This is a genomic window from Enterococcus sp. DIV1206 (assembly GCF_051712485.1).
Taxonomy (GTDB): Bacteria; Bacillota; Bacilli; order Lactobacillales; family Enterococcaceae; genus Enterococcus; species Enterococcus faecalis.
Map to the genome: position 1 here is coordinate 2,587,710 of NZ_JBIOOZ010000001.1, position 12,852 is coordinate 2,600,561.

Genomic DNA, 12,852 nt, shown 5'->3' on the forward strand with positions numbered 1-12,852 from the left:
TCGGAAATTCCTTCTTATTTCTCGGAGTTAAACACTTCTGTCCCGACCTCTTAGTTTAATCCTGCAATTTTCAATTCTTCAACATTCGCTGCTTTAGCATTTTCAGTCACTACGGCTTTAAATGTCACTTGGTCGCCCTCTTTTAAGAATAGCGCCAGCGGACTGTTATTAGTCGTTACGCTAAAAATGGTTTTTTCATCTTCTAGTAAAAATGAAACTACCGTTTGCGCTTCCCCAGCTACTACTGAGACACGAGCTACTTTACCTTGCATCGTTTTCAAGTTGGCTTTGTCTGTATTTTCATTGTTGCTTCCTTTGGTTACTAACTCAATTCGATAAGCGTCTAATGCGCCTTGTGCCGTGTCTGCATCAATCACAATATCATTATCTACAGCATTTATATAGACATATTTTTTGAAAATCCCTTTACTGTCCATTAACGAAACAATCCACGTTGGCACGCCATCAATATTATAAAGGACTGGCATACTAGCTTTCCATTTCTTTTCTGGATAAATTTTTGAAGCGATAGAAATGGCGCCATCACTATCCATAATGCCGACTTTAGTATCACGATAATACGTAACTTGGCCTGTTCGGGCATTGATTAAGGAGTAGCCTAAAGCGGAATCTTGGTCTTTTTCACTACTTGTAAAGTCCGTAAAATAAAGCAATTGGTTCCCTTCCTTGTTCATCATCGGCGTAATTTGCCCTGATGCATAAATACCATTTTCAGTTGGAATTTTAACATCTTTTTTGGCGCCAAACATTGTCTGGTTCCACCAGCCTTGACTGTAACGACCAAAGAATTCATTTAAGCTATTCGCCGCTGAGCTAGTAATCGGCGCATCAACGAAACTTGGGGCTTTTTGACTGTCATAAACGTTAACTTCTCCTGTTGTAGCATTTAATACCGCCGTTTTAAATTCATTATAGTGCATGCGACCAGAAACCCCATACTCTTTGTAAAGCGTTTGAATATAGTAAGGATTCCCTTGGTCGTCCAGCTCTAAATTGATTGTGCCAGTTGCTGCATAACCTGGATAAGCGGAATAAATTTTTCGTGCGGCATCTTTGCCAAAGTAAGCTGAAGGAGTATAAACAATTGGTTTTTCTACAAATTCTGGCTGTGCGTTGATATCTGTCGCACTAATGATGAAATAGCCAGGTACTTCCCCCAGTTTTAGCCATTTAAAGAAGCCATTAAATTCGACTGTTGCTACATAAACATACTCGCCATTGACGACTTGTGCTGTTATACCATCCAAAGTAAACATATTGGAATTGGGAATGACAGAAAATTTTTGTAACATTTTTCGTTTCGCCGTTTGTGGTGCAATCGCAATGGGTGTTTCTTTCGCCGAAGTTAAAACTTCAGCTTTTTCTTCCGTTTTTAAAGGAATCGTTTGATAAATTTCATCAATAGAAGAAATTCTGGTAATACTACTGACAATGGTCAACAAAATCATTGCCAAAACGGCAACACCCAAAATTTTGCCAGACCAGTCTTTGTTAGCCGTTTTGTTGGTATTCTTCCCTACTTCTTTGCGGCCCTTTTGGATACCAGGAACTTCGACTTTACTAGCTAAGCGTGTACTTAATAACACCCCACTAGCAATCACTGCGCCAATCAGATTAATCCATAACACGGTTGAAAGATTTTTACTTGGCAAAGTCACAAATAAAAAGATACCTAACAAGAGCAATTCCATCGCCATTAACAGAATGGTCCCCTTACTCTTTTTCCCTTTATTCGCTACAATGTTGGCGCCATTCGCAACTAAGATCCCGATACCAAAAAATAACGTTAACCCAATAAAATTAAAAAACATTCACTTGCCCTCCTCATAGATAAGTAAAAAAAGTGCTCCCACGCATTGTAGAAGCACTTCCTGTGATCTATTCTATTATAACGTTTTCTATTTTTACTGACAATATCGTTGAAGCAAAATCAGTCGGAAGGCTTAGCGTTCTGAAGAACGTTTATTTCTCTGGCTGAATATAAGGAACGATAGGTACGGTCACGCCAATTGAAGCACCACGAACAAAAGGTTCATTTTGTAAGGCTTTGAAATTTTTGGTTTGTCCGGTGAGCATGACTCCCCAAATAGGTAATTTTTCGACTTTTTTATTTTTATTTTGTTGGATAAACTTTTGGCCTTCTTGGTTGTCAGCAAACAACGGGGATTTTTCTAAGGTTTCAAAAAAGTGTTGCTTGTCGTTTTCAGGATCAAATATTTCTTTGTGATCGTCCATGCTTAATTGAAAACCATAAGGCAGAGTACCAGAAGGACCTTCTTTTTCATTAACCGTTTTGGAGTAAACATAGAGCCAAACTAAGTTGACATTGCTCGGTAACATTTTGCGGACTTCTTCATATGGATAAGGTTTATCAAAAGAAATCGCCACTTCCGCTACTTGGTTTTCCATTTTATCTAATTCACTTAATTCGTTTTTGATGCCACCATAGTAATTGGTAATCGCTGGGTTATAAAAAGATGCTACTTTCTGCTTGGTTTGTCGGTTGTATTCATAAAAATTCTTAGAAGAATAATAGCTACCAGGATAGACTTCATTCCAGTCAATCGAATTTCTGAAAAAGCTATATCTGCTACGTAAATTACTCCACTCCACCGTGTAACCATCAATATTTTTTGAACGATTGGTCACAACTTCGCCCCCAAAAGGCGAACTATTAGCAATTACTTGGGAATCTAATTGAGTGTTTGGTGAAGCAATCATTTCTTGATCATTAATTACTTCTAGTAGGGTATGATAGTTTTTCGTCGAAAGTTTATCCATTCCCACAAAAAAACCGACAAACAATACGGCAAAACTAACAACGGTTATGGCACCAATCACGATAAATTGTTTTCTTTTCGCTTTACGAATACTTTTTTTTAAATCCACTTCTATTCCTCCAGTTCTTTTTTTAATTTTTGACGTGTGCGATACAATTTTTTGCGAACATTTTCAACAGATAATTCTAAAATCAACGCAATCTCGGCATACGATAATTGATAATAATATTTCAAAAGTACTAGTTCTTGTTCCTCATCTTTTAAGGAATCGATCAATAATAATAACTCTTGCCCTTCCATTTTTTCTATTGATTGCACAGGATGGCTGTTTGCCACAAAAGTGCGTTCTCGTTTCTTTTTTCGATACATCGTAATGTAGTAATTAAATGTTACTCGGAAAAACCACGGGCGTAGATTTTCTGATGTAATTTCAGGTAATATTGAAAAAATCGTTGTATACGTTTGCGACACTGCATCTTGTGCATCTTCAAGACTTGCTCCTCGGTGAATCAAGACTTGGATGACTTCTTGCCCCAAAGAAAATAGTACTTCGTCAAAATTTGCCTCCTTTTTCATCTGATTTCTCCTTTCACTTATACAACGTTTCAACTAGGGAAAAAGTGGACAGTCCTTCGTTCATTATTTTTATGTATTTTTTCTCTCAATAAAAAATACTCCTGCTTAGGCAGAAGCATTTTTTGTTTTTTCTTATTTATCATTTTCCAATGACTAATCTTCGTGTATAAACGGCTTGCCCAGAATGCATCACTGCATCATCAATCACTGAAACTAAACGGACTTGTCTAGTCACCGGCGGGGTCCAATTTTTATCAATCACGTCTGACAATTGTTCTTCTTTGATTTGGTCTAAATAGCTTTTGGTAAGTGCCACACTGGCAGCCAAATAGTCACTAAGCAATTGCTTTTCTGCCACCACGACTTTCGCCGCTTCTTCTGGTGTGTGATGCCAGTCTTCTGTTTCATCTGGCAAATCCAAGGCAAATTTTTCTGTCCAGTGTTGGCTAAGCCATAACGGCTCACTATGATTAAGTGCGGAAATTTGTAGGTCTAATTCTCTGGCTGTGTGCCACATCAGCCAAGTAACAGACTTGATTAATGGTGCGGGCATCGTGTTTGCTTCGGCAACGGTCATTTGCGCAAGTGTTTCTTCAAAACGTTCATGCGCTCGGTCAAGGGTTTCACTAGAAAGTTGAGTGACTTTCATAAAAATACCTCCTTTGTGTTGGTGCCTGTTCTTTCGTTTCTATTTTCTATTATACTGCAAAAGAATCCGTTGTAGCTCTTTTTTGGCTGCGGTATCTGCGGAAAGGGTAAATGTTTGAATAGGCCTTCCATTTTCTTGCCGATTGCCTTTATCATCCATCTCATAAAAACCATCTGTAAAAGAACCACTACTGTTATATTCATAAATTTCACCATCATCACCAAGTAAATATTTTATAATTGGTTTTCCTAAATCAGCAACTTCATTATAGCCTGCTGCTAAAGCCGAAGTCATTACTTTATCAGACCGGCCCAAGGTGCCATCTTTCGAAGTATAAAATGTTACCCCACCCAAGGCTTGAATAGAGTAGCTATTTTGTCTAGATGAATCTTGCCGCTGAACTAAAATAGCTTGCCAATCTGGTGTTAATGCATACCAATCACCTTTACCACTAGCTCCATGATCAAAAAATCTAGTGGTAACAGCCATTCCACCAATTTCTGCTCGCTTACTAGCCCAGAGCAGAAATTCATTAGTTATTGCTCGCTTCTCTGACTCCGTATAATTCCTTTCGTTTAATCTTATTGAACTATTTTGCTGTGAACTCATTGTTTGAGGTATGGTTTTCAAACTCTCTTTACTAATTTTTGTTGTTTGGGTTGTTTTGCTGAAACTTTTTGTTTGTTTTTCAGAATTTTTCCCACCAGTAACAATAATAAAAATAAGTAATCCAATAATGACTAGTAGCAGTATAATCACAACAAAGAAGTATTTATTTTTTTGGTGACGATGATTAAACATACGCTTTAACTCCTTTTCTAAATCAGTGCTCTATTACTTTATAACAATCTGATCCGCCACTCGATTCATACTACTTAAATCACCCACATCAAAAAAATTTTTCCAAATTTTATTCATATTAGCTTGTCCCAAGTTTATCGCTGTTGGTTGAGCGGATGAATTATCCAGTTTCGTTTTAACAACATAATAGTAAATCATTTCACCATCACGTCCGAACGCATAGATTTGCGAAGGAACACCGCCAACACCTTGTATATTTTTTCCAGTTGCAAAAAACATTTGATCATTTTCACTAGTGTTATCACTTAACTTACTACTTACTTTGGTTAACGTTATGGTATTCATATTGGACAAAGCAATCTCTTGAACTGATTGATTCGAATTTTCTTGAGCTGGATAGCCATTAAACCGCCATCCTGAAGGCGCACCCAAAATAACTAACGCCGCACGTTGGCTAGTGGAGAGTTTTTTTACTGCTTCTGCAGCCACATTTTCTTCATCTGAAATAGTAGTAACTGCTGAACTACTTTCACTTTCTTGCACCACTGAGGTACTTGAATAACTGCTAACGGTCTTTGTAGAGGAAGATGGTGTTGCATCTACTTCTTCTACCGTTTTTCTTTTTAAATTTGTTTGCCCATTCACTAAGATGAATACTAATAATCCAATAATAACAATTAATAATCCAATTACTATTCCTAAATACTTATTATTATGATGTCGATCACTTCTCATTAAAAATACTCTCCTATCATATAGAAAGGTAATATTTCCTTTCACTTATTCTACTAATGATTATTTTAACACAATCATTAAACAAAAAATGAAAAACGTCTGTTTCTTTCCTTCCATTTCTTCAAAATAACACCCCCCTAAGTAAAAAAGAATTGACAATTCTCGTAGTTTCCCTTAGTATGTGGAAAAGTACCTTTAAGATAGTCCGAGAGGCTAACAAGGCAAAGTTCTGTAAAATTCTGTATTTTTGTATAGTGAATGATACGAGATGTCTTGCCCTTTTTTTGTGTGCAAGGCTTTTTTTGCGCGGTGCTTAATCAATTTATTTGGGAGGCAACAAAGTGGAAAAGAAAAAACGTGAAGTGAAAGGTATCTCATTTACCAAAAAAATGGTGATTTCATTGGTGGGAGGATTAATCGTTGGGCTCGGCTTTTTATTTTTAAGAGAGCACCTTATTCGCAGCAATCAAGGCGCTGTGTGGCAGACAATCAATCAGATTCTTTTCCAAGATATTTCAGATCCTGAAAAAGGACAATCTGCGATTGGGCTTTTCTATATTATTGGTCAACTATTTATCAACGGCCTACAATTAGTGATTGTGCCGATGGTCTTTACTTCAATTACTTTAGCCATTTGTCATATTACCGATACGCAAAAATTAGGACGAATTTCTTATAAAACAATTTTTGGCTTTTTATCGATGTCACTGATTGCGCTATTAACGGCTGGAATTGTGGGCTATAGCGTATATTTAACTGGTGCTTTTAATGTGTCGTTATCTGAAACGCTAGCTCCTGTCGAAGTAAGTACGAGCGGCAACCCATTAATGGTGATTGTCAATGCTGTCACGAAAAATATCGGTTCTGCATTTAGCGACAATGGTGCAATTTTAGCCGTTGTTGTGTTGGCAGTGATTACTGGTTTATGTATTAATGCATTAGGAGATAAAATTCGTGTTTTCAAAAAATTAATTGAAGAAGTCAATGCGATGGTCACGTTATTTTTAACCTTTGTAATTACTAAATTTGCTCCTATCGCCGTCTTTATGTTGTTAGTTCGGACGTTTGCTTCTTACGGGATTGATTATTTAAAACCAGCGTTAGTCTACGTCGTAACAACGACAGCGACGCTCTTAGCCTTTTTGATGATCGGTTACCCATTATTTATCTTATTTGCGACAAAATTAAATCCTGTTCCTTTTATTAAAAAGATTATGAAAGTTGTGGTCTTTGGATTTTCTACTTCTTCTTCGGCAGCCACTTTACCGTTAAATACAAAAACAACGGTTGAAGAGTTAGGTGTCGACAGCGATGTTGCCGCCTTTGTCTTGCCGTTAGGAATGACTATTAATATGAACGGCACAGCGATTATGCAAGTAATTGCGGCTATTTTTGTAGCGGGCGTAGCTGGTTATGAAGTGACACCAGCTAATATTGCCTTGATTGCCATTTTAGCTTTAATGTCATCCATTGGTACACCGGCGGCACCTGGCGCTGGCGGGATTATCCTTTTCACTATTTTAACTGGTTTAAACTATAACAATGAGATTGCGATTGCGACGTATTCATTAATTTTAGCCATTAATCGTCCAATCGAAATGCTCGTTACTAGCCTAAACGTGGTGGGTGATAGCGCCACTGCGATTTATGTTGCACATTCGGAAGATTTGTTGGATGAAGCCACTTATCTGACTGATGTCGCTGACTTGCAAAATGCGGAAGCGGAGTAATTAATGAAAAAGCAGACTTCTTGTATGGAAGTCTGCTTTTTTATTATGTTTTTAGTGAATCCGTAATTTTTTACTTCTTCGATTTACTTTTACGAAAAACTAAAAGACACCCACTGGCGATAACTAGAAGACCAATAATCACAAGCGCGATCGATTTCTTTTCTCCTGTGCTCGGTAAAAATTGGCTAGCTTTTCTGAAACCACCTTGGCTTGATGGCTTAACTTGTTTCGTACCAGTTTGATCAACTCCCGCACTAGTATTTAAGTGTCCATTATTCCCCCCATTTTTTTGTTCCGTTTTATTTTCCCCACTATTTTTCAATGTTAATTGCTTCACTGCCGAACGTAGTTTTGCTTCTGCTTGATCTACTTCTGCTTGCGTTGCTGTTGTTTGATCTGCCACAGTTTGTGCTTGTTTCAACGCTTCACTGTAGACTTTCCAACTGCTTGCGGTGTAGTCTTTTTCTTGGTGTTTCTCGTTTTCTTTGATGATTTTCAACAAGTTGGTTTTATCTACTTCTTTGGTTGGTACTTTTGCCAATTGCTTCACTGCCGAACGTAGCTCTGCTTCTGCTTGGTCTACTTCTGCTTGCGTTGCTGTTGTTTGATCTGCCACAGTTTGTGCTTGTTTCAACGCTTCACTGTAGACTTTCCAACTGCTTGCGGTGTAGTCTTTTTCTTGGTGTTTCTCGTTTTCTTTGATGATTTTCAACAAGTTGGTTTTATCTACTTCTTTAGTTGGCACTTTTGCCAATTGCTTCACCGCCGAACGTAGCTCTGCTTCTGCTTGGTCTACTTCTGCTTGTGTTGCTGTTGCTTGATCTGCCACAGTTTGCGCTTGTTTCAATGCTTCGCTGTAGACTTTCCAGCTGCTTGCGGTGTAGTCTTTTTCTTGGTGTTTCTCGTTTTCTTTGATGATTTTCAACAAGTTGGTTTTATCTACTTCTTTAGTTGGCACTTTTACCAATTGCTTCACTGCCGAACGTAGTTTTGCTTCTGCTTGGTCTACTTCTGCTTGCGTTGCTGTTGTTTGATCTGCCACAGTTTGTGCTTGTTTCAATGCTTCGCTGTAGACTTTCCAGCTGCTTGCGGTGTAGTCTTTTTCTTGGTGTTCTTTTTGTTCCTGAATTAATTTTTCTAACGCTTCTTTCGTTACTTCAGGAGTTGTTTTAACTGTGATTGAACGCGAGCTGCCATTTAACCCCGCACTATTTAAAGTGATAATATTTTGGTCAACAGAAATTTCTGGGTCCGCTGCGACTACTTCAAGAATGCCCTTATCAAATTCAATAGAAACGGATGCATTATTTTGTAAAGGATTCGCAAGAGTTAAGCGATAAACACCGTTATCAATTTTTTCTGAAATAACCGACATTGGATCATACGCATACAGTCCTGCAATTTCTTGATCATTATTCCATGTATTCATCATGACATAATTACCTGCTTCAATGGCTTGTAAGTTTGCTGTATTTTCTAGAACAGTATAGCCTTTGTTTTTAGAAAGAGCTGCGATTTCTTCATTCGTTTTCCCAACCACTGTTAAATATTCGTAAGTACCATTTTCAACAGTCTTGCCATAATTTTTACTAATTTTAGCAAATGTATTTGTATAGGTTTTATCATTAACAAAGTATTCGTTAATATCTCCGTAGCGACCAGAGCGTTCTTCTATTTGAACATCAAGCGTATTCATTGAATTAGGAAAAACATAGCCAATGTTATTCAATGGATTCGCTGCGCTTAAACTAATCCAAGAATTATCTTTGTCTGAACCTTGGTTAAGCTTCACTTCCTGTGGATGAATCATCCGATTATCGAGGATTGTTTCAATCGAAGCATCTGTCGTACCAGTAATGCCACTTCCCAAATTAATGATTTGACCATCTAATAAGAACCAAGATTTTTTAGCAACTAAGTTCATTCCTTCATTATTTTTATCTAAAAACATTCCTATAGAGGCAACCTGTCCATTATTTGAGCCACCTACCCATGACTGGGGACTGCGTTTCCCTGTATAAGCTCCATTTGCCAATTCTCTTGTGTCAACTGTCGTTCCTGGTAATCGATATGGATCGATCGTTGCCCAATATCCTTCATCAAACTGAGCAAAGTCTTGATTGTATAAATAAAGCATGCCGTCTGCTGTATGCCAGCCTTTTTTATTTTCCGTATTCCCAAATTCATAGTTTCCGACACGTTGTGAATACATACTGATCCCCACCGCATATTCGTTATTTTTCTGTAGGACTCGATCCATCGAACCATATACATTTAAAGATTGCATTGGTGTCGCTTGGGCAGGTGAGGCACTATTCACCACATTTTTCAAGTCAATTAACGCTTCAAAATCTCTTGGTTTTTTAAAGAAATGATAGTATGACCCACTTTGTTGAAGCCACGTTTGGACAGATGTATAAATGTCATTTCTTAAATTTTCTGGTGCAAATTTTGCAATTAAGGTTAAATTAGCTATTGTTTCTTTACCCGATTCAAACTCTGTAGTAAAAGGATTCGTTTCTGGCGCTCTGGAAATACTTCTACCAGAAACCATCGATGGCATTTTTCCATTTACCATCAATTGTAAGTAACCTTTATCAACAACATTAAATAAATTACTAATGTTAGGGTCATTCATCTCCCAGTCGGAACCTTGTAAAATAGTCTGAATTCGTCCAAACCCTTTTAGCAACTCATTCCCGTAACTGCCGTTGTACGGAAAATAACCATGTTGAATCAAGGAACCATCAGGATATAAGCCATCACCAGAGGAAACACTTTTTAAAACGGACGGAACAGCTTCTTGTACTTGTACTAGGCGTTGATTATCTTCTAACAAAAGTCCAGTACCTAAAACGGTGATTGAAATATCTGTTAAGTTAGCCCCTGTTGCACGATAAATTGGCCATTGTATGTTTGGATCTTTTGCATACAGCATCAGCGGAGCAGTAAATTTATTTAATTTTTCTGCATCTGTATTCAATAGGTCATCATGTAATAAAATCAATGTATCTGTTAGCGGCTGTGCGGAACCAATTTGCCAATCCCACCAGTTACCTGTGTAATACGTTCCATTGTATTTTTTTGTATCAATCATAAATTCAATGCCTTTAACAATCGCATCATAAACTTCCGGTTTTTCAAAAAGCTCACTTGATGGTTCATAGTAGCCTAACGCTAATTTTTTAATATTGGTAAATTGAGTCGTGTAATCAGCAGACACTGTATCCGATGGTTTTCGTTCCCACAGATACCCACGATCTGCTGCTTGATTAAGCGTTTGCCACAATGCTAAACTCTCCGTAGCAATCTGGGCACGATACTGTTGCACATCTGCATCGTTATCATACTGCGTTGTACCCAACAATCGCATTTTCCATTTTGCTCGCATTTCCGCATATTGTTTATTTTCTGCTACAACAGTCACAGGAATTGTATCACTAATTTCTGTTCCTTTAATTTTGACTGTTACCTTCGCTTCACCACTCTTAACTGCTGTTAAATTACCCGTTTGGTCAACCGTCACAATAGTAGGATCACTACTTGACCACTCAATCTGATCTTCTGTAATATCTACTCCAGCTGGTGACACTTCAAAGGCTAGCTGTTGCTTTCTTTTTTCACTAATAGTCAGGTTCTCTGTTAAAAGTTTAATCGCTTCTGGCAGTCGTTTTTTTTCATATGCTTCAAACGAAATAATACTTGAACTGTAAAATTGCTTATTTGTGTGTTGCCACATTTTCATCTGCTGATATTTTACAAAACGTGCTTGTACATTATTGCCATCAATATATTTTTTAGTAGGTTGGCCACCTTTCCCATTCTCTTCTTTAAAGATAGATTGATAGCTTTCACCATCTGTTGAAACTAAGATTTCATACACAGGACTTTCTGCATGCAACTGTAAAACGAGTTCGCCAATGTTTTTTACTTCACCCAAATCAACAATTAACCATTGTTCATCTTGCTTATCAGCGGACCAGCGTGTTGTTTCATCGCCATCGACAGCTTTTTCGCCAACAAATTGAGGGTATTTCCAATTCTCTCCAATTTTTCCTCCTTCCACACCAGAATATGTCACTTCTTTTTGTAAAAATAAATCAGTTATTTCTTCTGCAGATGCACTCATCGCAGTTAGCGAGAAGCCTGTAAGCATGAAAGCAACAACGACTATTATTTTTTTAATCATATTTTTCCCCATATCTTTCTATTTTTAAGCAACCAATCCGACTTTTCCAAACACTTTTTTCTGATAATTTAATCAACTTCCTCCTCTACTAAGTATTCTATATAAAAATTAGGCATGAAAAGACAACCTAAAGTAATTACTTCAGACAGACTTTTCATGCCTAGTTTTCCCTAGTCACATGAAATATTATACATGTTTACGCTTTCAATTTAAGGTAATTTTTAATTACTGTCAATAGCGTTTTCTTCATTAAAGAGCTTATTCAACTTTTCACGTTAAAAACATTGATTTTTATGATAATCCCTTAATTTTTTCTCATTTTAAAATAATAATTATGGGTGCTGAACCTATTTCTGAGGCACAACAATCGGACAATTTTAAAAAAAACAAGAGGAATGACCATTGTTTTTTGCCATTCCTCTCATTTTTATTTATTGTTTGAACGGTAACGTTTCTCTCAATCCAGTTTGATTGAATTTTTTTATTTTCTATCAAACAAACAGACTAAAGATATTTTACTTCATATATTTTTCAAGCAATGACTTGATTCATAGAACTTACTGAGCAACCAGCCTACTTCCTATTTATGATACGGTTCCCCTTTCATAATCCGAAAACCGCGATAAATTTGTTCCACTAATACCAAACGCATTAACTGATGTGGATAAGTCAAGCGGCCAAAAGAAATTTGTTGGTTACTTCGCTGAAGGACTGAATCACTGAGACCTAAGGAGCCACCAATGACAAAGGTTAGATTACTTTTGCCACTAATCCCTAATTGTTCAATTTCTTTTGAAAATTCTTCACTAGATAATTGTTTGCCATTAATGGCTAAAACAAAGACGTATTCGTTGTCATTAATTTTCCCCAAAATACGTTGGCCTTCTTTTTCTTTGACTTGAAGCATTTCAGCGTCACTGAGTTTTTCTGGGGCTTTTTCATCTGGTACTTCAATGATTTCCATCTTGGCATAGCTATTTAAACGTTTCAGATATTCATTAATGCCTTGAATCAGGTATTTTTCTTTCAGTTTTCCGACTGTTACTAGTTTAATTTTCACCTATTCCACTACTTTCTCGTTTTCTCTTCTTTCTTATTTTAGCACGAAGTTTGGCTACTTTCCACAACGTTTCCACATACTTATACACATATACACAGAGTTATCCACAGAACAAACTAAAAAATTACTTTATTTAACAGCTTTTTCAATACAAACACATATTCGCCACTGATTTGTCCACATTATCCACATTCTGTGGATAACTTTCTTAAAAACTATACACAGAGTTATTCCCGATTTGTTCACATTTTTCTGTGTATAACTTTTTCATTCGTATTTTTTCTGTAATTTTTCCCTAAGTTGTTCATAAA

Annotated in this window: 9 protein-coding genes; 1 reads left to right on the forward strand and 8 read right to left on the reverse strand. The window is 37.0% G+C overall.

Annotated features, from left to right (window positions below):
• Positions 1-50: 50 nt before the first annotated feature.
• The 6 genes from IGK86_RS12825 to IGK86_RS12850 all read right to left on the reverse strand — a co-directional run bounded on the left by IGK86_RS12825 (position 51) and on the right by IGK86_RS12850 (position 5,562).
• Positions 51-1,832 carry a DNA-binding protein gene (locus IGK86_RS12825; RefSeq protein ID WP_104877148.1) on the reverse strand — a complete coding sequence of 594 codons (1,782 nt, stop codon included), beginning with the start codon at positions 1,830-1,832 and terminating at the stop codon, positions 51-53.
• 151 nt (positions 1,833-1,983) lie between these two features.
• A complete protein-coding gene (locus tag IGK86_RS12830) occupies positions 1,984-2,910 on the reverse strand; it encodes an anti-sigma factor (protein ID WP_016616586.1) in 927 nt (308 codons plus the stop codon).
• Between the two features lie 2 nt (positions 2,911-2,912).
• On the reverse strand, positions 2,913-3,377 hold the full coding sequence (locus IGK86_RS12835) for an RNA polymerase sigma factor (protein ID WP_002401614.1): 465 nt from the start codon (positions 3,375-3,377) through the stop codon (positions 2,913-2,915).
• 139 nt (positions 3,378-3,516) lie between these two features.
• Complete coding sequence (gene gst / locus IGK86_RS12840) at positions 3,517-4,026, reverse strand: DinB family glutathione transferase (RefSeq protein WP_002370068.1); 510 nt, start codon at positions 4,024-4,026, stop codon at positions 3,517-3,519.
• 39 nt (positions 4,027-4,065) lie between these two features.
• Positions 4,066-4,827, reverse strand: a complete 762-nt coding sequence (locus IGK86_RS12845) for a hypothetical protein (protein ID WP_016616587.1) — start codon at positions 4,825-4,827, stop codon at positions 4,066-4,068.
• A 33-nt stretch (positions 4,828-4,860) separates the two neighbouring features.
• A complete protein-coding gene (locus tag IGK86_RS12850) occupies positions 4,861-5,562 on the reverse strand; it encodes a hypothetical protein (RefSeq protein ID WP_010776159.1) in 702 nt (233 codons plus the stop codon).
• 326 nt (positions 5,563-5,888) lie between these two features.
• Here IGK86_RS12850 and IGK86_RS12855 point away from each other — a divergent pair, with 326 nt between their 5' ends.
• A complete protein-coding gene (locus IGK86_RS12855; protein WP_002387350.1) occupies positions 5,889-7,292 on the forward strand; it encodes a dicarboxylate/amino acid:cation symporter in 1,404 nt (467 codons plus the stop codon).
• A 70-nt stretch (positions 7,293-7,362) separates the two neighbouring features.
• Here the strand turns inward: IGK86_RS12855 and IGK86_RS12860 are convergent, their stop codons facing one another.
• Both IGK86_RS12860 and rlmH read right to left on the reverse strand, forming a co-directional pair.
• Positions 7,363-11,481, reverse strand: a complete 4,119-nt coding sequence (locus IGK86_RS12860; protein WP_104877149.1) for an EF3023 family LPXTG-anchored polysaccharide lyase — start codon at positions 11,479-11,481, stop codon at positions 7,363-7,365.
• 580 nt (positions 11,482-12,061) lie between these two features.
• Positions 12,062-12,541 carry a 23S rRNA (pseudouridine(1915)-N(3))-methyltransferase RlmH gene (gene rlmH / locus IGK86_RS12865; protein WP_002355021.1) on the reverse strand — a complete coding sequence of 160 codons (480 nt, stop codon included), beginning with the start codon at positions 12,539-12,541 and terminating at the stop codon, positions 12,062-12,064.
• Positions 12,542-12,852 lie beyond the last annotated feature (311 nt).